Raw genomic sequence first — 23,941 nt, forward strand, 5'->3', positions numbered from 1 at the left:
ATTATCCTGTGACAAACTGTTTGGCGGCCCGCACTGCGCTGACCGCATCTTCGCAATAGGCATCCGCGCCGATGGCATCGGCAAAGGCCTGGGTCACGGCAGCGCCGCCCACCAGCACCTTGATGGGGAGATTGCCCTCCCGCACCAGACGGATGGTATCTTCCATCCGTACCATGGTCGTGGTCATCAGAGCCGACAGGCCGATGATACGCGCCTTATGTTCCAAAGCGCAAGCGACAATCTGCTCCGCCGGGACATCCTTGCCGGCGTCGATGACGTCGAAGCCGTGGTTGCCCAGCAGCAGGCAGACGATGTTCTTGCCGATATCGTGGATGTCCCCTTCCACAGTGGCCATGACGATCACGGGACGTTCCTCGGGGCCACGACTCTTCTCCAGCAGGGGCTTGAGGTGGGCAAAGGCCTTTTGCATGGTCTCCGCCGCGCGGATGAGCTGCGGCAGGAAGTACTCCCGGCGTTCATAGCGCGTCCCCACTTCGGTGATGGCCGGAATCAGGACGTCCTGCACCAGGGCAAAAGGCTCGGCACCGGCGGCCAGCTCCTTTTCCAGCAGGGGCAGCACGTTTTCCAGATCGCCGAAAAGAACGGCATCCCCCAGGGTCTCGGCAGCGGCCCCCGGGCCCTTGCCGACCCTGACCACACCGCCGCTGGCCTTCCAGCCGGCATAGGAGGCGATGAACGAACCGGCGTTGCTGTCGCTCCCCTGTAGTACGGCCACGGCATCGCAGGCCTCATGCAGACGGGGAGCGGAAGGATTGGCGATGCAGGAGGACAGACCGGCGCCCGCGCACATGGCCATGAAGGTGGCATTGAGCAGGTCGCGGGCTGGCAGGCCGAACGAAACGTTGGAAAGTCCCAGTGTGGTCGCCAGGCCCTGGCTGCGGCACCAGCGGACCATCTCAAGACATTGCAGGGCGCCTTCAGGCTTGGAGGACACCGACAGGGCCAGGATGTCCACCATCACCAGACGGCGGGGGATGCCCAGGGCGTCGGCCTGCTCCAGCAGCTTTTCCACGATGGCGATACGCTCGGAGGCCCGGACGGGCAGCTTCGTCCCCTGCAGGGGAAGCAGGATGAAGGGCGCGCCGAAATCGCGGCAGATCGGCCCCAGCAGCTCCATGCGCCCGGCTTCGCCGCTGATGGAATTGACAAGGAAGGAGCCCGGACAGTAGGGCAAGGCACGGGCGATGGCCTGGGCATTGGAAGAATCCAGCGACAGGGGCACGTCCACCCGGGAGACCAGACGCTGCACCAGATCGGGCAGGAGCACGGTCTCGTCCACCAGAGAGGCACCCACGTTCACATCAAGGATGCGGGCCCCGGCCTGCAGCTGCTCATCGGCCAGGCGGAAGGCTTCATCGAACTGCCCGGCCTGCAGCTGGCGGGTCAGTTCCTTCTTGCCCGTGGGATTGATGCGCTCGCCGATGACGCTGAACGGCTGCCCTTCTCCCAGGCGCAGGAGCTGCGAACGGCTGGTCAGGCAGATGCCCGAAGGGCTGACCACCGGACGCTCGTCGCAGGTCACGCTTTCCAGGGCCTGACGCAGGGCCGCCAGATGCTGGGGCGTGGTGCCGCAGCAGCCGCCCAGCACCCGTGCCCCGCGGGCGGCGAAGGCCGCCGTTTTCTGGGCAAAGGCCTCCGGCCCCAGAGGAAAGACGGTCTCCGAGCCGCGCAGCTCCGGCAGACCGGCATTGGGTTCCGCGACGACGGGGCAGGAACAGACCGACAGCAGCTCTTCCACCACGGGCAGCATCTGATCCGGCCCCAGGCTGCAGTTGGTGCCCAGGGCCGCCACGCCCATGTTCTGCATGGTCTCGGCAAAGATGGTGGGTGAAGAGCCCGTCAGGCTGACGCCCTGCTCGAAAGTCATGGAGACCATGACGGGCAGGTCGCAGACCTGACGCGCAGCCGTCACGGCGGCCCTGGCTTCGGCCAGGTCGAACTGGGTCTCGATGAAGATGAGGTCCGCCCCACCGGCCACGAGGCCGCGGATCTGTTCCGAGAAGGCCTTGATGAGTTCCTCAGGCTCCATATCGCCCAGCGGACGGGCAAAATGACCGCTCGGGCCCACGTTGCCGGCTACGAAGACAGGACGCCCGGCCTGGGCGGCCGCGGCGCGCGCGGTCTCCACCATACGCTTGTTGAACGTAAAAACATCCAGGGAGGCCGGGAGCTTGCAGGGATTGCCGCCGAACGTGCATGAAGTGATGATATCCACTCCTGCATCGAGATAGGCTTTGTGGATACCCTGAAGGATATCCGGTCGCTCCATGCAGAACTCTTCCGGGCTCACCCCGGCCGGCAGGCCGGAAGCCTGCAACATGGTCCCCATGGCGCCATCGAGCAACAACGGGCGCCTTTCCGCAAGGCGCTGAACAAATTTCATTCCTGTACCCAGCCTTTGTAATAAAATGTGGCATCTGCCCGTCAAAGGGCCGGCCGCAAGGCAGCCGCAAGGCTTTTACTACTGAAAATCATTGAAAAGGACAAATCAAAACTATAGCATGGGGCTACACCGACATCAGGGATGTCATCAGCCCCCTGAGGAAAATAATGAAGAAAAACAACAAGAATGTCCCCGATCACCCTTCTTCCGCGCCTGTGGCGGACGTGGAAGTCCTGGATGCCGCAGACGAAGACAGCTCTCTGGACACGCTGGAAGAACTCGATGAGGACAGCCTCGACCAGGGCGAGATACTGGATGTGGGCGACGGCGGCCCCATGCTGCTCACCGAAGGCAGCCATGACGAATCCAGCCTCCCTGCGCCGTCCATGCCCCGCCTGCCGTCCACCGGCGGCCGGGACAGTTTGCAGCTTTACCTGCGCGAGGTGAGCCGCTTCCCCATGCTCAAGCCCGAGGAAGAACACGAGCTGGCCGTTCGGGTACGCGATCACAACGACCCCGACGCCGCCTTCCGGCTGGTCTCGTCGCATCTGCGCCTTGTGGTACGCATCGCCATGGACTTCCAGCGCCGCTGGATGCAGAACGTCCTCGACCTCGTCCAGGAAGGCAATGTGGGCCTCATGCGGGCCGTCAACAAGTTCGACCCCGATAAGGGCATCAAGTTCTCCTACTACGCCTCTTTCTGGATCAAGGCCTACATCCTCAAGTTCATCATGGATAACTGGCGCATGGTCAAGATCGGCACCACCCAGGTGCAGCGCAAGCTGTTCTACAATCTCAATCGTGAACGGCAAAAGCTGATCGCCCAGGGCTTCGATCCCGACGCCGCCATGCTCTCCGAGCGTCTGGGCGTCAGTGAAGAACAGATCACGGAGATGGATCAGCGCCTTGCCGCCAACGACCTTTCCCTCAACGCCCAGGTGGGAGAAGATGCGGGCGGCGCCACCCGTATGGACTTCCTTCCGGCCCTGGGGCCGGGCATCGAGGACAGTCTGGGGGATTCCGAAGTGGCGGAGCTGCTGCGCGAAAAGCTCAAGACCATCCTGCCCAAGCTCAACGAGAAGGAACTCTACATCCTGCAGAACCGGCTGCTGACAGATGACCCCGTCACCTTGCGCGAGATCGGTGAACGATATAACGTGACCCGCGAACGCGTGCGCCAGCTGGAAGCCCGTCTTCTGGAGAAGATCCGCCAGCATCTGGCCCTGGACATCAAGGACTTTTCCGACGCCTGGATTCAATAATCTATGAAAAACAAGATCATCCTCCTGCTCTGCTCTGCCCTGCTGAGCGGTTCGCTGTCCCTTTCCCTGCTGGGATGCGGCGGCTGTGCCTCCACCCAGCCCCGGAGCGGGGCCGCTTCTCCCTCTTTCCAGGGCATCGAGATCCTGCCCGAGGAAAAAGAGCTTTCGCCGGCCGCCAAGGATACCTACGCCTATCTTCTTTATATGCAGGCCCTTGCCGATGAGGATGAAGAACTGCTCCTGCAGGCGGCCCAGCAGATGACCGGCGGCACTCTGCCTGCCAAAGCCTGGCTGGAAGGTGCCCTGTGGCTGGACAGCCGTCGTTCGGAAAAGGTGCTGCCCCTGCTGGAGCTGGGCCTGCAAGTCTGGCCCGACGATCTGCCCCTCAATCTGTTCAGCGCCGAGGCTCTGGCGGCCCACGACAAGACGGAACAGGGCCTGGAGCAGATCCGGGCCTTCGTGGCGCGGCATCCCGACTCCCTGGATGCCCGCATGGAGCTGATCCTGCTGCTGGTCAAGGCCAAAAGATTCGATGAGGCGGAAAAGCACATCGGCAGTATCGCTGCCGGTGAGCGGACGCCCATGGTGGATTATTACCATGCCCGGGCCCTGATCGGGATGCAGCGCCGTGCGGAAGCCATTCCGCTGCTCCAGAAGGCCATCCAGGCCATGCCGGACTTCGTCGAGGCCCTGGTGGAACTGGCCTATGCCTACGAACAGCAAAAGCAGTGGAGCGAGGCCCGCACCATCTACGAAAAGCTGCTCAAGCTCCAGGTCTCCGAGCAGGATGTATGCCTGCGTCTCGTCCACCTTTCGCTGCGTCTCAACCAGCCGGAAAAGGCCCTGAAATATTTACGCAAGGGCCCGGATGCCGCGGCGTTCAAGCTCACCGCCATCAGCATGTTCCTGGAAAGCCGCCATTATTTGCAGGCAGAGCGGCTGCTCAAGGAGATGCTGGACGAACCGGGCGTACCGCCTGACGTTTTCCTGATGCTGGCCGGCATCGCCCGCGACCAGCGCCGTGACACGGAACTGGCCCTGAGCTGGCTGGCCCGGATCCCGGCCGGCAGTCCCACGGCCGTGCAGGCGGAAGGGCTGAAGGCCCAGATCCTGGCCGATGCGGGCAAGGAAAAGGAGGCGCTGGCCTCCGTGCGCAATCTGCAACAGCGCCATGCCCGCAACGAGACCCTGCTGTTGCTGGAAGTCCGTTTGCTGGCCCGCCTCAAGGCCATGGACGAGGCCCTGACCAGGGCCCGCCAGGCCGTGGAGATCGTCCCGGAAAGTTCGGAACTGGCCTTTACCCTCGGCAGCCTTCTGGACAGCCTCGGCAAGCGCGATGAAGCCATGAAGGTCATGCAGGGCATCATCGCCAGCCATCCGGAGCACTATCAGGCCCTGAACTATGTGGGCTACAGCCTGGCCGTACAGGGGAAGGATCTGGAACACGCCTTGGAGCTGCTGCAGCGGGCCGACCGTCTGGCCCCTGACCAGTTCTTCATTGTGGATTCCCTGGCCTGGGCCCTGTTCCGCCTGGGCCGCACGGAAGAGGCCCTGCAGAACATCCGGCGCGCGGTGGCTCTCGTCCCCTCGCCTGAAGCCGAGATACTGGAACATTACGGCGACATCGCCGCCGCCGCGGGCCAAAAAGAGGAAGCCCGCAAGGCCTACGAACAGGCCCTGAAACTCAAACCCGCCAATGCGGAATCCCTGCGCCGGCGTCTGGGGGACCTATGAAAAAGATTCTTTGTCTCATCGTCCTGATGTTCATGGCTTCGGCCTGTGCCCGCCAGCCTTCCACCGTGCCGCCTGCCGACAGCGCCGACCGCTGGCAGGCCTTCGTGGCCCGCAGCGGGGCCGTCAAGGAAGCCCCTTATCTTTTGAACGCCAGTCTGCGTTTCGGTACGGAGGGCGATACCCGGCGTGTCACGGCCCTGCTCTGGGGCAATGACAGCCAAAGCCTGCGCATGGACGTCATGGCCGGTATCGGGGCCGTGGTAGCCAAGATCTGGGAATCCGGCGACGAGTTCCTCGTGTACAGTCCCACGGAAAACCGGGCCTTTTTCCATCAGGGCAGCAACAAGCCCCTGCTGCGCGTCGGCGTACCGGTGCCTTTTGCCTTGGATGAGCTGGCTGCCCTGCTCAACGGCCGTCTCGTGACGGTCTTCGGTGACCGCTACTCCGACAGCCAGGCCCTTGCCAACGGCCATGTCGGTTTTACCCTTTCTTCTGCCGTGGGCGGCCTTCTGGAAATCGACGCCCAAGGCCAGGCTGTGGCCTGGCAGGAAGACGGCAGCCGCGGCTGGAGCATGGCCATCGCGTATGACGAGGCCGGTCTGCCCCGTCGCGTGAGCCTGCGCCACCCTGACGGCCAGACGGCCGTGCTGCTGGTCAAGGAACGCCAGGCCCCGGCTCCTTTCAATAACGAACAGCTGAGTCTGCTTCTGCCGGACAGCACCCCGGTGCTGCCCCTGGAACGCTACACGGCTCCCCAGCAATAACCCTAAGGAGAGATCATGAAATCCATCCACATGGCCTGTGACCACGCCGGTATCGAACTCAAGGAAACCCTGCGCGCCCATCTGGAAAAGATGGGCTATACGGTCACCGACCACGGCACCTACAGCAAGGAAAGCTGCGATTACCCCGTGTTCGCCCACGCCCTGTGCAATGCTGTCGAAGCCGAAGATGTGCCCGGCATCCTGATCTGCGGTACGGGGATCGGCATGTCCATAGCGGCCAACCGTCACAAGGGTATCCGCGCGGCGCTGTGCACCACGGAACTGCATGCCCGCTTCACCCGCCTGCACAACAATGCCAACGTGCTGTGCCTGGGAGCCCGGGTCACGGGCGTGGAGCTGGCGCTTGCCATCGTCGATACCTTCCTGTCCACCGAATTCGAAGGCGGCCGCCATCAGCGCCGCATCGACCTCCTCAACGCCTAGTCTGTGGGACCTGTCATGCAGCTGTACAATACCCTTACCCGTAAAAAGGAAGAATTCGTCCCTGTCCGGCCCGGCAAGGTCAACATGTATGTCTGCGGCATCACTGCCTATGACTACTGCCACATCGGCCATGCCCGTTCCGCCCTGGTCTTCGACGTGCTGGTGCGCCACCTGCGCGCTCTGGGGCTGGATGTGACCTTTGTCCGCAACTTCACCGACGTGGACGACAAGATCATCCGCCGCGCCAATGAAGAAAAACGCGACTGGCGTGAAGTGGGACAGACCTACATCGATGCCTTCCATGAAGACATGGACCGCCTGAACGTGGTGCGTGCCGATCACGAGCCCCGCGCCACCGAATACATCCAGCAGATGCAGGATCTCTGTTCCGAGCTCATCGCCCAGGGTAAGGCCTATGCCGTGCCGTCCGGCGACGTGTACTTCCGCGTGCGTGCCTATCCGCCTTACGGCAAGCTCTCCGGCCGCAGCCTGGACGAATTGCAGGCCGGTGCCCGCGTGGCTCCCGGTGAAGAAAAGCAGGATCCCCTGGACTTTGCCCTGTGGAAGGCGGCCAAGCCCGGCGAGCCCTTCTGGGAAAGCCCCTGGGGCAAGGGCCGTCCCGGCTGGCATATCGAATGCTCGGCCATGAGCAAGAAATATCTGCCCCTGGATATCCACGGCGGCGGCCAGGACCTCATCTTCCCCCATCACGAGAACGAGATCGCTCAGACCGAAGCCGCCTGCAGCTGCCAGCTGGCCCGTTTCTGGGTGCATAACGGCTTCGTGCAGGTCAATGCCGAAAAAATGTCCAAGTCGCTGGGCAACTTCAAGACCATCCGCGACATCCTGGCCAGCTACCTGCCCGAGACCCTGCGCTTCTTCCTGCTGGGCAAGCATTACCGCAGCCCCATCGACTTCACGGCCGACATCATGGACGAGTCCGAAAAGGCCCTGCAGCGCATCTATGAATGCCAGCTGGAGGCCGGAAAGGCTCTGGAACGCGCCAAGTGGAAGAAAGTCGATCTGCCCGCGGACATCCTCAAGGAATGGGACGAACACGGCCAGGGCTTCAATGCCGCTCTGGACGATGATGTGAATACGGCCCAGGCCCTTGGCCACATCTTCTCCCAGGTGCGCCTGGTCAACCGCGTGCTGGAAGACAAGGCACTGCGCGCGGGCGAAGGCGCCCGCCGCCTGTTGGAAGAGTTCTTCGAGCGCCGCAATGACTGGTCGGCCCAGCTGGGTCTGTTCGGCCAGGATCCGGCCACCTTCCTGCTGGCCCTGCGTGACCAGCGGGCGGCCCGTCTGAACATCGACGTGCCGCGCGTGCAGGCCCTGCTGGACGAGCGTGCCGCGGCCCGTGCCGCCAAGGACTTTGCCCGCTCCGACGAACTGCGCGCCGCGCTTGCCGAACTGGGCGTGGCCGTGCGCGACACCGTGGAAGGGCAGGTCTGGGATATAGCTTAGCGAGGTGACGATGCTGCATCGTTTCGGGAAGTTCCGTCGCCCTGTGGCGCTGGTGATGTTGAGTGTCTTCCTGGTCGCCCAGCTGCTTCTGCCGCTGACGGCCCGGGCATTCTTCTTCGGAGGGGTCTCCCTCAAGGACGAGAAGGAGATGGGGCACAAATTCGATGTGGCCATCCGCTCCAGCCTGCCCATGGTCGACGACCCCGAAGTCAGCAAATATGTGGATGGCCTTGTCCGTCGTCTGGTCAAGGCCATCCCGCCCCAACCCTTTACTTTCACGTCCGGCGTCATCCTGCATAACGCCATGAACGCCTTTGCCATCCCCGGCGGTCATGTCTATGTCTTCACCGGACTGATCATGAACTTCGAGGATGAGAGCCAGCTGGCCGGCGTTCTTTCGCACGAGCTGGCCCATGTGACCCAGCGCCATGTGGCCTCGCGTCTGGAGCGGGCCCAGTACCTGTCCGTAGGCAGTCTGCTGCTGGCCATCGCCGGCGTGGCCGTCGGCGGGCCTGCGGGCGGCGCCGTGGCCGTCGGGGCCCTGGGCGCAGGTCAGTCCGCCATGCTCAACTACAGCCGTCTGGATGAGAACGAAGCCGACCAGATCGGCCTGCAGTACCTGACCAAGGCGGGCTATCCGCCTTCCGGCATGGTGGGCGGCTTCAAGATCATGCGCCAGAAAAGCTGGATGGCGGGAGCCAGCGTGCCCGCCTATCTGTCCACCCACCCGGATATCGGCGACCGTATCAACGGCATCCAGGCCCGGCTGAGTTCCTTCCCCGCTTCCATCCGCAACCGGTCCTTCGACAATCGCCGCTTCAAAAGGGTCCAGACCGTCCTTTGGGGACGCTACGGCGACAGTCAGGCGGCCCTGCAGCGTTTTTCCGGCAAGGATGCCCTTTCCTGCATGGGGCGGGGCATGGTCCTTTCGCGCAGGAACAACGTACGCGAAGCTGCTGCCGCCTTCGATCAGGCCCTGCAGCTGGCCCCCAAGGACCCGCTGGTATTGCGTGAAGCCGGGACCTTCCACTACCGCAAAGGCGACATGGCCAGGGCGGAAGGCCTGCTGCGTCAGGCCATGCAGCTGGACAAAAACGATTTCATGGCCAGATTCTTTTATGCGCGCATGCTGGATGAGACCGGTCGCGCCCAGCAGGCCCAGCCGTACTATACGGAAGTCCTGCGGGCCGTGCCGGAAGCCGCCGATGTTCATGAAGCCTATGCCCGTTCGCTGGGCTCCATAGGCAAGACCGGACTGGCCTACATCCACATGGCCTACAGTGCCATTTACTCCAACAACCGCAAGCTGGCAGAGCGCTACTTCAAGCAGGCCAAGGCAAAGACGGAAAAATCCGCCGACAGCGCGGCTTTCCGCAAGCTGGATGCGGTGTACAAAGAACGCAAGGAAATCTGGGAAGACCGATGATAGAAACGCACGCGACGACGATTCTGGCAGTCAAGAAGGACGGACAGGTTGCCATGGCCGGGGACGGCCAGGTCACCCTGGGCCAGTCCATGATCATGAAGCATACCGCCCGCAAGGTACGCCGCCTGTATGACGGCAAGATCGTGGCCGGCTTTGCCGGTGCCACGGCCGATGCCTTCACTCTGTTCGAGCTGTTCGAAGCCAAGCTCAAGGAATTTCGCGGTAATCTGCAGCGTTCCGCTGTGGAGTTGACCAAGGAATGGCGCAAGGACAAATACCTGCGCCGTCTGGAAGCCATGCTCCTGGTCTCTGACGGCGAGCATATCCTGCTGCTCTCCGGTAACGGGGATGTGTTCGAGCCCGACGATGATGTGGCTGCCATCGGCAGCGGCGGCCCCTATGCCCTTTCCGCGGCCCGCGCCCTGCTGCGCCACAGCAGCCTTCCGGCCCGGGAGCTGGCCCTGGAATCCATGAAGATCGCTTCGGAGATCTGCGTCTATACCAATGACCATTTTGTGGTCGAGACCCTGTAGGGGGACAGCGTGGAGATCCGCACCGGCTGCAAGATCAATCTGGGGCTGGAGATAACCGGCGTCCTGCCCAACGGCTACCATACCCTTGATTCCGTGTTCTATCCGCTGGCCCGGCCGTTCGACGTCCTGGAAGTGGAACGCAGGGAAGGGGCAGGCATCCGCGTGTTCTGCGATACCCCCGGCATTGATCTGGAGCATAACACCCTGACCAAGGCCCATGCCGCTTTCGCGGCCCTGCTGCCGGAACAGGTTGCTTGCCCGGGCGTCGATGTCACCCTGCGCAAGGGTATCCCTCACGGCGCAGGTCTGGGGGGCGGCAGTAGTGATGCCGCAGCCCTGCTCCTATGGCTCAACAGCTGCTTGGAGACGCATTTGCCGCTGGAAGAGCTGGAAAAAGCCGCCATCAAGGTCGGTGCGGACGTCCCCTTTTTCCTTCACGGGCAGCCCCGGCGCGTGACCGGTATCGGCGAGGTGCTGACGCCCGCGGCAGTGGATCTGCCCGGCTGGTGGCTGGTGCTGGTCTGTCCGCCCGTGTCGGTCTCCACCCCCTGGGCCTACCGTGCCTATGACGATTTGATGGCGGAAGCGGAAAAAGCTGGTGATAAAGGCTTGACAAATCCGGAGAGCAAGGATAATGAAACGCTTCTCGTGATGGGTAAATATGCCGGGACGGGAACGACGTTCCGCATCACCACAGAAAACGTGCTCCAAATCCGTAACGATCTGGAGCCCGCCGTTGTGCGTGAATACCCGCAATTAGAGACAATCCGCCAACATCTGCTCCATTCCGGGGCCGCTTGTGCACGCATGAGCGGCAGTGGATCAAGCATGTTTGGTCTGTTCTCAGCCCGTCACGCAGCCGAGGCGGCAGCGCAAAGCCTGGAGTCACAGTACGGGAAGGTCTTTGTGCTGCCCATGAATGCTGGGATGTAGCCAAGTGGTAAGGCAACGGGTTTTGGCTCCGTCATTCGAAGGTTCGAGCCCTTCCATCCCAGCCACACCCAAACCATAACTGCTGCCGCTATCGGCAAGGTGAACGGACCATGTTCAGCGATCTCAAGATTGTCACGGGTTCTTCCAATCCCGAGTTGGCCAAAGCCATTTGCGACCACCTCGGCTGTCAGCTTACTCCTACTCTGGCAACCACCTTCAGCGATGGCGAGCTGCGCATTGAAATCGGCGACAACGTGCGCGGCGATGACGTGTTCGTTGTCCAGCCCACCTGTCCCCCGCTGGTCAACCGCAACCTGATGCAGCTCTGCCTCATGCTCGACGCTCTCAAGCGCGCCAGCGCCGGCCGCATCACGGCTGTGATCCCCTACTACGGCTATGCCCGCCAGGACCGCAAGGTGAGCCCCCGCGCCCCCATCAGCGCCAAGATGGTGGCCGACTTCATCAGCGTGGCCGGTGCCGGCCGTGTGGTGACCATCGACATGCATGCCGGTCAGATCCAGGGCTTCTTCAACTGCCCTGTGGATAACCTGTATGCCGCTCCTGTCATGATGGAACCCCTGCGCCAGATCGAAGGCGACATCGTCATCGTCTCCCCCGACGCCGGCGGTGTGGAACGTGCCCGTTCTTACGCCAAGCGCCTGAATGCTCCTCTGGCCATCGTGGACAAGCGTCGCGACAAGCCCAACCAGGCCCAGGCCATGCACGTCATCGGTGACGTGGAAGGCAAGACCGCCATCATCGTTGACGACATCATCGATACTGCCGGTACCCTGTGCGCCGGTGCTGACGTGCTGCTCAAGTACGGCGCCAAAAAGATCATTGCCTGTGCTTCCCACGGTGTGCTGTCCGGCCCCGCCATCGACCGCATCAATGCTACCGAGGCTCTGGACCGCGTCATCGTGACCGATACCATCCCGCTGGGTGAAAAGCTGGCACAGTGTCCCAAGCTGCAGGTGGTGTCTGTGGCTGCCCTGCTGGGCAAGACCATCCACAACATCCACACGGGTTCCTCCGTCAGCGTTCTCTTTGTATAATGCCGGGTTTTCCCGACTCCATAATAAGAAAACTTCCCGCACTTTCATGCGGCACTAGGTAAGGAGTTAAACATGACCATTGAAAAGACGTTGAGCGTGCAAAAGCGTGAAGGTAGCGGCAAAGGCCCTGCGGGCCGTGCGCGCACGCAGGACATGATCCCCGGTGTGTTCTACACCGCCAAGGGTGACAACATCGCCGTGCAGGCTCCTGCTCTGCCTCTGGAAAAGATGTACACCGAAATGGGCCGTACCGCCGTGTTCAACCTGGAAATCGACGACAACGGCACCAAGACCGTGCATCCCGTCATGTTCTGGGAAGTGCAGAAGCACCCCTACAAGAAGGCCTTCACCCATGTGGACTTCTACGGTGTGGATCTGGACAAGGAAGTCAAGGTCGACGTGCCGATCGAATTCGTGGGTGTTGCCCGCGGCGTCAAGCTGGGCGGCGTGATGGAAACCTACCGCGAAAGCGTGCGTCTGTGCAGCAAGCCCCTGGACATGCCCAAGAAGGTGACCATCGACGTGACCGATATGGGCATCAATGACAGCGTGACCGTGGAGACCCTGGCTCTCCCCGAAAACGTGAAGGCCGTGTTCGACAAGAACTTCGCCATCGTGAGCGTGTTCTCCAAGAGCAAGGACGCTGCCGAAGCCGCCGAATAAGGCGCCTTTCACTGCAGTTTTTTTCAGGCCGGTCTCTTTTGAGGCCGGCCTGATTTTTATACGTATGTCCAGCCTCCCTCGCCTGCAGTATCATACCCTGCGCAACGGAAACCGGCAGGTAAGCATCGAGCTGTGGCCCAGACCGGGCGCCTCCTGCCTCGTTTTTTATCCGGGGACCATGTTCTGTCCGGTCCAGTACCGGACGTTCCTGCATTGCCTCTGGAAAAACGGACTTGCCGTCGCGGCCCTGCACCTGACCGGGCATGGCTGCAACCCACACCGGCGTCTGTTCAGCTTTGACGACCTGCTGCAGGACGGCCTGGATGCGGAACGCTGGCTGCACGGTCACGGCATGGGGCCTCTGCTCCTTGCCGGTCACAGTCAGGGAGGAATCCTGGCCATGGCCCACGCCTCCCGCAGTCAGCGGATGCGTGCTTGTTTCGCATTCAGCGGGATCTTCCCGCAAAGCCGCCGGGCCATAGAACTGACCCGATTCGCTCCCTGGGCAGCGCAGCGTGATCATCTGCTGTCCGGGCTGAAGATACTCAGTACCTGCTTGCCCCGGCTGCCGTTGCCCGTATTCAGCTATCTGTCGGTCAAAAAGATCCTTGTCGGCTGCCTGCGTCTTCCCCTTGATCGCCGACAGGCCAGGACAAGCTATCCCCTGGCGTACCTGTACTCCCTGTTCAGCACCTCGGTAGCGTCCACGGTCCACTGCCCGTTCTATCTTTTCAATGCTCTCGACGACGCTCTGTTCACCAGACCTCTGATCGAGGAGACGTTCGCCGCGGTGACGGCCCCGGAAAAATATTGTATCTGGCTGCCTCGGGGTGGCCATCTGGCCATCCTCTCCCCCGTCGTGGCCGCTAGGACAGCTGCCCATGTGGCGGCGCTGGCCAGTGGTCACGGCCTGCCACTCTCTCTTCACCTGTAAGGAAACTATCATGGATTTTGGTGGTGTCGTCGTTGGTTTGGGCAATCCCGGCAACCAGTATGCCGGAACGCGCCATAATTGCGGCTTTGCCTTTGTGGAAAGCCTGCTGGATCATGCCCGCCGGGAAGGCGGCCAGGTGCAGAGCCAGAACGGAGGCAAATTCTCCTGTGAACTGTGGCGGCTGCGCTATGACGGGCTGCCCGGAGACTGGCTGGCCGCCATGCCCCAGACCTTCATGAATCTGAGCGGCCAGTGTGTCCAGCCCCTGCTGGCCTGGCACAAGATCCGCCCCGATCAGCTGGTGGTGGTGCATGATGAACTGGATATCCCCGCCGGGGAGCTGCGCTTCAAAAAAGGTGGCGGCAACGCCGGGCACAACGGGCTCAAGTCCATCACCCAGCTGCTGGGGACGCCGGACTTCTACCGTCTGCGTATCGGTATCGGGCGGCCTCCCCAGAAAGGGGACGTCATCAACTGGGTGCTGGGGCGTCCTTGCAGCGAAGATGCCGACAAGATACAGGCTGCCACAGATAAGGCGCTTGAAGTACTGGAAATTTTTGCAAAAAAAGGACTGGAAGCCGCTGTGCGGGCGACCCGTTCCTGATCATGAGCCGGCCTGTGGCCGGCTTTTTTATGGCCATGAAACCAGCAAAAAATTTTTTTGCTGGACTAATGATTGGTTGTGCGCTATGTTCTTTTAACAGTGGAAAAGATTACCTGAATCTTTTCCACATTTGCTATTTTTCTTCGCGTTTGGCGCGGGCACTTCAACCCTTGGACGGAAATGTTTACATCCGAACAGCTTGTAGTGTACCCAGCTCAAGGAGTGGGCCAGATAGAGCGCATCGACAGCCAGAATATTGGTGGTTCGGCGTGCGATTTCTACATCGTGCGCATCCGGGCCAACAGTATCACCCTCATGGTACCTGTCAAAAATGCCTCTAATGTTGGTCTGCGCACTTTGGTCAGCACCAAGGAAGCAGAACACATCTGGGAAGCGCTGCGCAATAATCCCCAGCAGACCGTCCACACAGGCCAGAACTGGAACCGGCGCTTCCGCGAGTATTCCGAACGCCTCAAGAGTCCTGACCTTTCCATCGTCGCCAACGTCCTACGCGAACTCCTCCTCATCGGCCGTACCAAGGATCTTTCCTTTGGTGAACGGCGTCTCTTGGAACAGGCCATGAGCCTTGTGACCGGTGAACTGGGCGAAGTCCTCAAGACGGAACAGCGGGACTTGCAGTCCGAGCTCATCTCCCTTTATTCCCCGCCTGCCAAGCAGCCTGCGACCACTGCGCATTAACTATTTTTTACTTGCTTCCGGCCACAAGATAGGCTACACGCTTTTCACACGCCTTTTTTCTTCCAATCCCATAACATCTTTTTGCATCGCATTGCCGTTTTTCGGTGATGCGTGCTTCCTACGCCCATGGAAAAAGCACCCCGTAAATACGTCCGTAAAAAAAAGGCTGCACCCGCCTTACTTTCAGATAGCGGCCTGAGCCTGACAGAACTGAAAACCCGCAGCATGCAGGCCCTGATGGAACTGGCTGAGCAGTATGAGATCGAAAATGCCAGCTCCATGCGCAAGCAGGAACTCATCTTCGCTCTCCTGCAGGCCTGTGCCTCCCAAAACGGTGCCATCTACGGGGATGGCGTCCTGGAGATCCTGCCCGACGGCTTCGGCTTCCTGCGCTCTCCCCTGTGCAGCTATATGCCCGGCCCGGACGACATCTATGTTTCTCCCTCCCAGATCCGCCGCTTTTCCCTGCGTAAAGGCGATATCGTTTCCGGCCAGATCCGTCCTCCCAAAGAAGGCGAACGCTACTTTGCCCTGCTCAAAGTGACGGAGATCGGCTTCGAACCGCCGGAAAATGCCAAGAATCTCGTCCTGTTCGACAACCTGACGCCCATTTATCCTGATCACCAGCTGATCATGGAAAACGGCGAGAAAAATCTTTCCAACCGCGTCATCGACATCATGTCGCCCATCGGCTGTGGTCAGCGCGGTCTCATCGTGGCCCCGCCGCGTACCGGCAAGACTGTTCTGCTGCAGTCTTTGGCCAACGCCATCAATGCCAACAATCCCGACGTCTATCTGATCGTCCTGCTCATCGACGAACGCCCCGAAGAAGTCACGGACATGGAACGTACCGTGAAAAAGGCCGAAGTCATCAGCTCCACCTTTGACGAACCGCCGCAGCGCCACGTGCAGGTCTGTGAAATGGTGCTGGAAAAAGCCAAGCGTCTGGTGGAACGCAAGCGGGACGTGGTCATCCTTATGGACTCCATCACCCGTCTGGGCCGCGCCTATAACGCCGTGACCCCCTCGTCTGGCCGCGTGCTTTCCGGTGGTCTGGACGCCAACGCCCTGCAGCGCCCCAAGCGTATCTTTGGTGCCGCGCGCAATATCGAAGAAGGCGGCAGCCTGACCATCATCGCCACGGCTCTGATCGACACCGGCTCCCGCATGGACGAAGTCATCTTCGAAGAATTCAAGGGTACCGGCAACATGGAGATCTATCTGGATCGCCACCTGGCGGAAAAGCGCATCTTCCCGGCCATCGACATCAACCGCACCGGTACCCGCAAGGAAGACCTGCTGCTTTCCGACGATATCCTCAACCGCGTCTGGATCCTGCGCAAGATCCTGGCTCCCATGTCCTCTATCGACAGCATGGAATTCCTGCTGGACAAGATGCGCGGGACCAAGTCCAACAAGGACTTCATGGACGCCATGGGCAAATAGCAACAACGTATCAGCTTTTCAGAAAGGCGCTCTTCGGAGCGCCTTTTTTGTTATTTGCCCGCTGAACGCCATGGAGCGAAACGAAAAGATACGCATTGGGTACTTTTGATTTGTGGCCTGTACATCCGTCCTCCCCTGCTCCATTTCTTTTCCACAAATCATGCAGAAAAGCTCGTGGCGCAGCACGCTTCCCTTGGCGTATTTGCCAGTCCGTGTATACCGGGACATCGCCGTCTTGGCCACGTCATAACCATCTCTATGATCTGCAACAGGGACAGTGCTCCCTGGCCTCCGCGGGAAAGCGGCAAGGACAGGAAGGACTCTGACGAGCGATGACACAAAAAAAGGGCTCCCCGAAGGGAGCCCGGAAGCATCAGAGCAATGGATGGGACCCGTTAGGCCAGCTTCTTCACCGCTTCCAGAACGGCGTCGTAGTCAGGCTCGTTGGTCACTTCGGGCACCAGCTGGCTGTAAGCCAGCGTACCGTCGGGAGCCACCACGAAGATGGCGCGGGCCAACAGACGCAGTTCCTGGATCAGCACGCCGTAGTTCTTGCCGAAATCCACGTCCTTGTAGTCGGACAGGCTTTCCACGGCCTGTACGCCGGCGGCACCGCACCAGCGGGCCTGAGCGAAGGGCAGGTCGCAGCTCAGGGCCAGGATCTGCACTTTGTCGGACAGGGCAGCGGCTTCCTTGTTGAAGCGGCGCACTTCCATATCACACACGGGCGTATCCAGAGAAGGCACGCTCACCAAGACCACGATCTTGCCCGCGTAGTCTTTCAGGCTGCGGGGTTCGAGGCCATTATTGCACACCGTGAATTCAGGGGCCTTCTGGCCAACGACGGGCAGGTTGCCTTCGAGGTGGAGAGGATTACCCATGAAAGTGACAGTATTCATAAAAAGCTCCTTGCGGCTTTTGCGTTCAAGATGCCCTTATGTAGCAGGAGACCCTGTCCTTGTCAAGAATATTTCCTATTTAACGGAATCCCAAACCAAGGCGGCCCATTCGCCGTCGATGATACGGCGCGGTTCGGGCAGTCCCTGGGCCTTGTAGGCCGCGGTCACGCCGTCAGCCTGGATCTCCAAGAGGCCGGAAAGGACGAGGCAACCGCCGGGACGGCAGGCGCGCACGATATCGGCCGCCATCTCGGTCAGCGGACGGGCCAGGATGTTGGCCAGCACCAGGTCGAACTGCTTGCCGGCCACGGCATCGATGCTGCCCTCGGCCACGGTGAAGTTCTCAGGCGCGATGGCGTTGAGGGCACGGTTCTCGACCGCGTTGTCCACGGCCAGCGGATCGATGTCCAGACCTTCGCCCGTAAGGCCGAACTTGCAGCAGCCGATGCCCAGCACCCCGGAACCGGTGCCCAGGTCGAGGAAATGCTGTCCCTGCTGCAGGCGTCCGGCTTCCAGCAGGTCGCTGACCACACGCAGGCACAGGGCCGTGGTGGCGTGATGGCCGGTGCCAAAGGCACTCTTGGGCTCGATGAGGATGGGCGTCCGGCCGGGGAAGTCCTGCGTATCCGCCAGCCACGGCGGCAGGACCACAAAATGGTTACCGCAACACACAGGCGTGAAGAACTGACGCCAGGCCGCCAGCCAGTCGGTCTCCTCCAGCTCGGAAAGAGCGCTTTCCGCAGCCGGGACGGTCTGCCTCAGCAGCTGCTGCAGCCGTTCAAGAAAATCCTTCTGCTCGCAGTGGACCCGGAAGCGCGTCTCGCCGGTGGGCAGGCTCTGCTCTTCCCAGCCAAAGGGCACTTCCAGGGCCAGCAGGCCGGTGGCGCAGTCGTAATCACTTTCCGCAACAACAATTTCGAGGCGATGGATGGTTTTCATGCATTCTGCCTAGCCCGCACACCGGGCCCTGTCAAGCCGGCATGTTGATTTGCGGCGCAAATGCCTGTATGGATTGTCGGCATCGGCCTTTTGCCGTCTGCTTCGTGAGTGCGTCCCCGGGCGGGGCGCCTCCTTTTTTTCAGCTTTTCAGATTTTCCTAGTGATCCCCTGAGAATTCCACAAGCCTTTTCCGGCCAGCCGGGACGTATCCGGCCCAGACGGAAAAATATACGGGAGACGACGATGCTGGACCAGATCCTTGCGGACATCCGCAAGACCTTCGATGTGGACTTTGTTCCCCTGCAGCTGGATGACGGCCAGCTGGAGGTCCTGAACATCAACAATATGCAGAGCCATCTGGACGGACTGCTGGCACGGCACGCCATCCATGACCCGTTGAAAGACCTGCCGCTCTGGGCCAAGGTCTGGCCGGGCTCCTTCGTGCTGGGGCGCTTCCTGCGCAAGCTGGAGCCCGAGGGCAAGACCATGCTGGAGCTGGGCGGCGGTTGCGGCGTGCTCAGTCTGGTGGCCTCCCGTTACGGCTTCCGCCATATCGTGACCAGCGACATCGTCAATGATGCCCTCCAGTTCGCCCGGGCCAACGTGCTGCACAACAAGCTGCAGGATCTGATCGACGTCTGCTATCTGGACGTTTCCCGTCCCGGTAAGGACGAACGCTTTCCCGAAGGCTTCGACCGCATCGTCGCTTCGGAGCTCCTGTATCTCGATGACCTGCACCGGCCGCTGCTGAAGTTTGTGGACCGTCATCTGGCTCCGGGCGGCAAGGCCGTATTCTGTACGGACATGGCCCGCGCCAAACCGCATTTTGCCAAGCTGGCCGCCAAGACCTTCCAGGTGCAGGAAGGCCATATCGGCGTCAAGAGTCAGGATGCCGACGGCAAGGAACAACGCCGCATCTACGTCCTGCATATCCTGGAGCGCAAGCAGTAGCCATGAGCACGACCACACTTCCCGTCATCCGTCTGCAGTCCTGCCCCAAGGGCTATACCCGCGACCTGGACAAGACCATCTCGCCCCAGGAGACCTATGAACGCGTGCAGGCCCGCATGCAGGCCGCCGGTCTGGACATCCTGGCCGAAGTCCGCCGTGTGGACGTGGGCCGTCTGGGCATCCCGGTCTACCTCAGCGTTTGCGGCAGGGACGCCCGCGGCATCATGCCCACCCGCAAACAGATGGGCAAAGGTTCCTCGCCGGAACAGGCCCGTGCCTCCGCACTGATGGAACTGATGGAACGCTTTGCCTTCTTCAGCTTCTGGCAGCGCCTGCCGCATATGGTCAGCGCCACCTGGGCCGAGGCCGAAGAGCGCTTCGGCACGGATCTGCTGCCCATCGAGGAGATCTGCCGCTCCGTGGACGACAACCTTTCCCCGGAACAGGCCCGCGAGGCCATGAGCACCCTGCGCTGGAACTTCTTCCCTGCCACGCATCTGGCTGACGGTCGCACCGTCTGGCTGCCGCTGGACTGGTTCAAACTGCTGGGAGAATTCAACGGCACGTCCGCCGGCAACAGCCCGGAGGAATCGCTTCTGCAGGGCCTTTCCGAACTGGTGGAGCGTCATGTCTGCTGCCGTATCGACCGGGAACGCCTGACCACCCCCACCATCGATCCTCACGAGGTGGATGATCCCACCCTGCGCGACCTGCTGGCCGCTTTTGAACGGGAAGGCATCCATATCGTGCTCAAGGATTTCTCCCTGGGCATGCCGCTGCCCACTGTCGGCGCGGTGGCCTGGGACCCGGCCACCTTCCCGGCCCGCTCCGAGATCGTGTTCACGGCAGGCACCGCCGCCTCTCCGGCCAAGGCCGCCATTCGTGCCGTCACGGAAATCGCCCAGCTGGGCGGTGACTTCTGCACGCAGGCCTGCTACGAGGCCTCCGGCCTTTCCAAATTCGAGCGTCTGGAGGACATCCAGTGGCTGCTGGAAGGCCCCGTCTGCCGCCTTTCCGACCTGCCCAGCGTGGAAGCACCCGATATCCGCGACGAGCTGCTCCGGGCGCTGCATGGTCTGGAGCCGGTACAGGTCTATGCTGTGGAGACCACGCATCCCGATCTGGGCGTCCCGGCCCACTACTGCATCGCTCCGGGGCTCTCCTTCCGCGAGCGTGACCGCAACCAGAGCATCGGCCTGTTCGTGGGCCGCAAGCTGGCTGAAGAAGCGGACGAGGAGACGGCCCTGCATGGGCTGGCCGTGCTGGAGCGCTGCTACCCCAACGCGCATTTTCTGCCCTTTTTCCGGGCCATGCTGGCCCTGCGTGCGGAACGTTTTGGAGAGGCTCGCGACCTTTTCGCCCAGGCCCGCCCCCTGCAGCCCGAAAATGACGCCAAGGGTCTGTCCGCCTTTTATGAAGGCTATGTCTCCACGCTGACCGGTGACTGGGAAAAAGCCCTGCCTCCCCTGCGTGACGCTGTGGCCCTGTGCCCGGACATGAAGGAATACGGCAACCTGCTGGGCGTCTGCCTGTTCAAGCTCAAGCGTTATGAAGAAGCCGCTGCCGCCTTCCGCGCCGTGCTCAAGGTGGACAAGGGCTCGGTGATGGATCTGGCCAATCTGGGGCTGTGCGAGAAATTCCTGGGCCAAAAGGAAGCCGCCATGGAACATCTGGCGGCCGCGCTGGAAGTAGATCCTTCGCTGGACTTTGCCCGCACGCATCTGGAAGAGCTTAAAGCATCGCTTTAAGTATTATCGTATTCCATGACCACGGGGGAGAAAGTCCTGTACAGGGCTTTCTCCCTTTTTCATCCTCTCAGGATGACCTGACGACCGCTGCCGTGTCCTACTCCGTTTCCTGAAAAGACAGAGGGAAAGCGGCTTTACAAGCCCGGCCGGGGCGCGTACACCTCTTCTCCTGATACGATTTTTTACCGAGGTACCCAATGACCCGTTTTCTTCTGCTGCTTTGCGCGGCCTTCCTGCTGGCCGGTTGCGGCGCCAAGGGCGTGACCGTTGTGGACAAGTCCGGCTTCGTGACCATGAGCCAGCGTATGCCCCAGGAAATGAAAGCCCACGGCCTCCTCACCGACGACGGCAGCTATATCTCCCTGCCCGGTGGCGGTGGCGAGAACTATGGCGAGATCCTTTTCCGCCAGCTCTCGCCCGAATTCCTGTTCAATGACAGGGGCCACGTCTATCTGGGCAGCACCTTTGCCGCCACGCGCACGCCGTCCAGCCATGCCACCGTGCGCAAGACCGGCTTCACCATCGTCCATCCCACCCAGACCATCAATCTGGCCATGCTGGGCATCGTGGACTGGAATAACGACGAAAAGGACGAATGGCTCATTGCCTGTGATGTCCGCCCGCACCTGGGCTCCGAAAGCCGCACCTATTATGTGCTGGTGCCGCCGCCGCTGCGCAAGGGCGAGCCCCTGCAGGCCACTGTGGCCGCGGTGTACGAATGTTATGGTCTGGCCTGCAAGCTCACCGTGCGTGACAGCCGCGCCATCCCCCGCGTGGGCGAAGGCGAACTGCCTCCCACGGACGTGCATGATGCCCTGCCCGGCATGGAAGGTGTGACCGAACCGCCCAAGCCCGACAGCACGCCCCGCTCCGGCCTTCAGGAACGGTCGCTGTAGGCAGAGCCGCAAGGATACAAAGTAGAACAAAGGAAGCGGGCCCCTCCCAAAAGGAGAGGCCCGCTTCTTTCATTGAGCGGCTACAATTTTCCATTGATACAGCAATAAAAAAAGGTAGATGCATGGCACAGATGTCTTGATTTCCTGCTGCGTCTCCAAGAGGAGTGTACAGGCTAGCAAAGAGCCCTCCATGGGCGTGGGAAAGACCATCATGTCAGCAATAAATGTTCATATGCCTGAAGTTTGTCAGAGTCGAGTGCAAAGAAGGCATCCCTCACAAACTGCGGAAATTTCTTAGCAGCGCTGCAGTGCCGGGACAGTGTAAATTGTTTGGGCAAAGGAAATATCCCTGCAACATGGACTTTTGCCGTGCTTTCATGGCGTAGCTCATGTGTCCAACTTTTTTAATCCGTAGCCTGTTCCGTTATCTTAAAGCTTCTCATCTGCAATTTTCCGTCCAGATACTGCACTTCGCCCTCGAACGAAGCGCTTTTCATGATGAGTACACCACCATCCACATCCTTCATGATACGCAGAAGTCTGGCATACACTGTCCAGCTGGTATCGGTTATGGGCTCCGCTATGGGCTGATAGACATGACCAGGTCGGCGGTCTTCCGGCATCAGATGGCACAGGTAACCCGTCTTGTCGCTCAGAGCGGTAAAATCAAGAAAATAGCCCTTGCCGTTAAATGTTGTCCCCTTGGGGGCAATGTGCTCCCTCACTTCCTGGACAAAAATGGTTCGGGCAGCTTCTTCCACTTTTTGCTTCGGCACGAAGCCCTCATAATTCTCGGCCATGCCTTGAAAGAATTCAGGATGCCTGGAGCGCTCTACGCCACAGGCCGAGGGTCCCTCGGACAGGATGACGAAGAAAAGCGCATCCCGACATAACGTGTCCTGAGTCTTGGGCCCACTCTCCTTTAGGCCCATGCTCCACAGGACGAGCATATTGTCCCGCAAAAGGAGTCCGTCCATCCGGGACGGGCCGCTGCCTTGTGCAGGAACAGAGAGGGGCCAGAGCATCTGGCACATCAGGATCGTCAACAGCATGATCTTTTTCATGACCCACCTCCTGGGAAAAGACGCTACACGCCAAAGTTGAGAGCAAGGATGCGCCAATGCCTGTCCGTCTTTTTGACCACCATATGAAACGTCTCACATACGCTCACGTCTGGAGCATCGTTTGTCCCCTGCCGGATGTCCCATACTTCGCCTTTCATGACCCACGTGTCCCGTTCGGGATAGACCTTGAAAGGCTGGGCGAAAATATCATGTTCGTTGGGATCGTACATGGGGCAGGGCCAGGAGTTCAGCAAGCGTTGTGAATCGACGTACAGGCAGTTTCCCTTCCGCAGGATGCCGTCGATCTGAGACAGAGGCGACGTCTCAAAGGGCAAGCCCAGCCACTCCCGGGCTACGGTCTCCAGATGATCGAGAGGGATACAGAAGTCGTACCGCTGCGGAACATCGGCAGGGCGAGGCGGAGCTTGCCACTCCGATGCGCTTGATTGGGGTGCATCAGCATCCCTCAGCATGATCTGAAGTGCCGTATGTGCGACAAAAGAGGGGGAAAGCTGTCCATTTTTCACAAGACCGAAGGTCTCATACGGCTTCATTCCGTTAGGCTGCACCGTGCCTATCTTCACATGCAGTTTCCATAACGAGGCAACATTGCTCAGCAAGAGCAATTTGTCCGCACGGGTCATGGAGGTTACATCCCCCGAAGGGAGTGGTCGTGCAGCATTCCCGTCGGCACGAACCGGAACCGACAGGGCCAGACATAGCGAAAAGCACGCTACGGACAACAACAGATGTGTACATATGACTTTCATGGTTCCCTCCGTAGACGTTACATATGCTCCCAGTTAGAATATGTTTACCCTGGAAGGCGGTGGCCATGCATCATCCCTGTGATGAGAAAAGAAGAAAATCCGGGAAATGTAGGCCATCATAAAAATGAGCCGACTTCCGGTCCCCTTCTTCTGCTCCCGGAATCCTGCATAGTGTTTTGGGACGTTTCGCCTTGCGGACTGCCCGCCATCATCCGGGAGAGAATCACCATCCCGTGACAAACAGAAACTCTACGAAGGATTTAAGGGAAATAATGGGGGCAGCGCGTATTTCGTCAAACTCCCCAT

General features: G+C 60.6%; 22 protein-coding genes and 1 tRNA gene. 18 read left to right on the plus strand and 5 right to left on the minus strand.

Annotated elements, in window-relative coordinates; translation table 11 throughout:
- Position 1 precedes the first annotated feature (1 nt).
- The gene (locus tag ACQRBR_RS00615; protein WP_427812005.1) at positions 2-2,404 is read right to left on the minus strand and encodes a homocysteine S-methyltransferase family protein; all 2,403 of its coding nucleotides are present in this window, start codon (positions 2,402-2,404) and stop codon (positions 2-4) included.
- 167 nt (positions 2,405-2,571) lie between these two features.
- Between ACQRBR_RS00615 and ACQRBR_RS00620 the strand changes: the two genes are divergently transcribed.
- From ACQRBR_RS00620 to rho, 15 genes are all read left to right on the plus strand, one after another.
- Positions 2,572-3,666 carry a sigma-70 family RNA polymerase sigma factor gene (locus ACQRBR_RS00620; protein ID WP_427812006.1) on the plus strand — a complete coding sequence of 365 codons (1,095 nt, stop codon included), beginning with the start codon at positions 2,572-2,574 and terminating at the stop codon, positions 3,664-3,666.
- A 3-nt stretch (positions 3,667-3,669) separates the two neighbouring features.
- Positions 3,670-5,400, plus strand: a complete 1,731-nt coding sequence (locus tag ACQRBR_RS00625) for a tetratricopeptide repeat protein (RefSeq protein ID WP_427812007.1) — start codon at positions 3,670-3,672, stop codon at positions 5,398-5,400.
- Positions 5,397-6,164 carry a hypothetical protein gene (locus tag ACQRBR_RS00630; RefSeq protein ID WP_427812008.1) on the plus strand — a complete coding sequence of 256 codons (768 nt, stop codon included), beginning with the start codon at positions 5,397-5,399 and terminating at the stop codon, positions 6,162-6,164. Before ACQRBR_RS00625 ends, ACQRBR_RS00630 begins: the two co-directional genes overlap by 4 nt.
- A gap of 15 nt (positions 6,165-6,179) precedes the next feature.
- Positions 6,180-6,608, plus strand: a complete 429-nt coding sequence (gene rpiB / locus ACQRBR_RS00635) for a ribose 5-phosphate isomerase B (RefSeq protein WP_006005754.1) — start codon at positions 6,180-6,182, stop codon at positions 6,606-6,608.
- Between the two features lie 15 nt (positions 6,609-6,623).
- Positions 6,624-8,075 (plus strand): cysteine--tRNA ligase, encoded by a 1,452-nt coding sequence (gene cysS / locus ACQRBR_RS00640; protein ID WP_427812009.1) that lies wholly within the window; start codon positions 6,624-6,626, stop codon positions 8,073-8,075.
- Between the two features lie 10 nt (positions 8,076-8,085).
- Positions 8,086-9,501: a M48 family metallopeptidase gene (locus ACQRBR_RS00645; protein ID WP_302261562.1), complete on the plus strand. Its 1,416-nt coding sequence runs from the start codon at positions 8,086-8,088 to the stop codon at positions 9,499-9,501.
- Positions 9,501-10,034 carry an ATP-dependent protease subunit HslV gene (hslV, locus tag ACQRBR_RS00650; RefSeq protein ID WP_072337505.1) on the plus strand — a complete coding sequence of 178 codons (534 nt, stop codon included), beginning with the start codon at positions 9,501-9,503 and terminating at the stop codon, positions 10,032-10,034. Before ACQRBR_RS00645 ends, hslV begins: the two co-directional genes overlap by 1 nt.
- Before the next feature lie 9 nt (positions 10,035-10,043).
- Complete coding sequence (gene ispE, locus ACQRBR_RS00655) at positions 10,044-10,967, plus strand: 4-(cytidine 5'-diphospho)-2-C-methyl-D-erythritol kinase (protein WP_427812010.1); 924 nt, start codon at positions 10,044-10,046, stop codon at positions 10,965-10,967.
- Positions 10,958-11,032: transfer RNA gene (locus ACQRBR_RS00660), tRNA-Gln, on the plus strand. The genes ispE and ACQRBR_RS00660 overlap by 10 nt, the downstream gene beginning before the upstream one ends.
- Positions 11,033-11,077: 45 nt before the next feature.
- Complete coding sequence (locus ACQRBR_RS00665; protein WP_168935717.1) at positions 11,078-12,022, plus strand: ribose-phosphate diphosphokinase; 945 nt, start codon at positions 11,078-11,080, stop codon at positions 12,020-12,022.
- A gap of 72 nt (positions 12,023-12,094) precedes the next feature.
- Positions 12,095-12,685, plus strand: a complete 591-nt coding sequence (locus ACQRBR_RS00670; protein ID WP_278337922.1) for a 50S ribosomal protein L25/general stress protein Ctc — start codon at positions 12,095-12,097, stop codon at positions 12,683-12,685.
- Between the two features lie 178 nt (positions 12,686-12,863).
- On the plus strand, positions 12,864-13,619 hold the full coding sequence (locus ACQRBR_RS00675; protein WP_427812011.1) for an alpha/beta fold hydrolase: 756 nt from the start codon (positions 12,864-12,866) through the stop codon (positions 13,617-13,619).
- Positions 13,620-13,629: 10 nt separating this feature from the next.
- A complete protein-coding gene (gene pth / locus ACQRBR_RS00680) occupies positions 13,630-14,223 on the plus strand; it encodes an aminoacyl-tRNA hydrolase (protein WP_427812012.1) in 594 nt (197 codons plus the stop codon).
- A 180-nt stretch (positions 14,224-14,403) separates the two neighbouring features.
- The gene (locus tag ACQRBR_RS00685) at positions 14,404-14,922 is read left to right on the plus strand and encodes a CarD family transcriptional regulator (RefSeq protein ID WP_006005737.1); all 519 of its coding nucleotides are present in this window, start codon (positions 14,404-14,406) and stop codon (positions 14,920-14,922) included.
- 195 nt (positions 14,923-15,117) lie between these two features.
- Positions 15,118-16,368 (plus strand): transcription termination factor Rho, encoded by a 1,251-nt coding sequence (rho, locus tag ACQRBR_RS00690; RefSeq protein WP_040369422.1) that lies wholly within the window; start codon positions 15,118-15,120, stop codon positions 16,366-16,368.
- Between the two features lie 395 nt (positions 16,369-16,763).
- Here the strand turns inward: rho and tpx are convergent, their stop codons facing one another.
- Positions 16,764-17,267 (minus strand): thiol peroxidase, encoded by a 504-nt coding sequence (gene tpx, locus ACQRBR_RS00695; RefSeq protein ID WP_204674086.1) that lies wholly within the window; start codon positions 17,265-17,267, stop codon positions 16,764-16,766.
- Positions 17,268-17,342: 75 nt separating this feature from the next.
- Positions 17,343-18,206 (minus strand): 50S ribosomal protein L11 methyltransferase, encoded by an 864-nt coding sequence (locus ACQRBR_RS00700; protein ID WP_427812013.1) that lies wholly within the window; start codon positions 18,204-18,206, stop codon positions 17,343-17,345.
- A 243-nt stretch (positions 18,207-18,449) separates the two neighbouring features.
- Between ACQRBR_RS00700 and ACQRBR_RS00705 the strand changes: the two genes are divergently transcribed.
- From ACQRBR_RS00705 to ACQRBR_RS00715, 3 genes are all read left to right on the plus strand, one after another.
- The gene (locus ACQRBR_RS00705; protein WP_204625907.1) at positions 18,450-19,157 is read left to right on the plus strand and encodes a class I SAM-dependent methyltransferase; all 708 of its coding nucleotides are present in this window, start codon (positions 18,450-18,452) and stop codon (positions 19,155-19,157) included.
- Between the two features lie 2 nt (positions 19,158-19,159).
- Positions 19,160-20,905, plus strand: a complete 1,746-nt coding sequence (locus tag ACQRBR_RS00710) for a YcaO-like family protein (protein WP_427812014.1) — start codon at positions 19,160-19,162, stop codon at positions 20,903-20,905.
- A 197-nt stretch (positions 20,906-21,102) separates the two neighbouring features.
- The gene (locus tag ACQRBR_RS00715) at positions 21,103-21,801 is read left to right on the plus strand and encodes a hypothetical protein (RefSeq protein ID WP_287438564.1); all 699 of its coding nucleotides are present in this window, start codon (positions 21,103-21,105) and stop codon (positions 21,799-21,801) included.
- A gap of 404 nt (positions 21,802-22,205) precedes the next feature.
- Here the strand turns inward: ACQRBR_RS00715 and ACQRBR_RS00720 are convergent, their stop codons facing one another.
- Both ACQRBR_RS00720 and ACQRBR_RS00725 read right to left on the minus strand, forming a co-directional pair.
- Positions 22,206-22,865, minus strand: a complete 660-nt coding sequence (locus ACQRBR_RS00720; RefSeq protein WP_427812015.1) for a hypothetical protein — start codon at positions 22,863-22,865, stop codon at positions 22,206-22,208.
- A 23-nt stretch (positions 22,866-22,888) separates the two neighbouring features.
- On the minus strand, positions 22,889-23,509 hold the full coding sequence (locus tag ACQRBR_RS00725; RefSeq protein WP_427812016.1) for a hypothetical protein: 621 nt from the start codon (positions 23,507-23,509) through the stop codon (positions 22,889-22,891).
- Between the last annotated feature and the right edge of the window lie 432 nt (positions 23,510-23,941).

The sequence above is a fragment of the Desulfovibrio sp. SGI.133 genome (genome assembly GCF_050313955.1).
Classification (GTDB): Bacteria; Desulfobacterota; Desulfovibrionia; order Desulfovibrionales; family Desulfovibrionaceae; genus Desulfovibrio.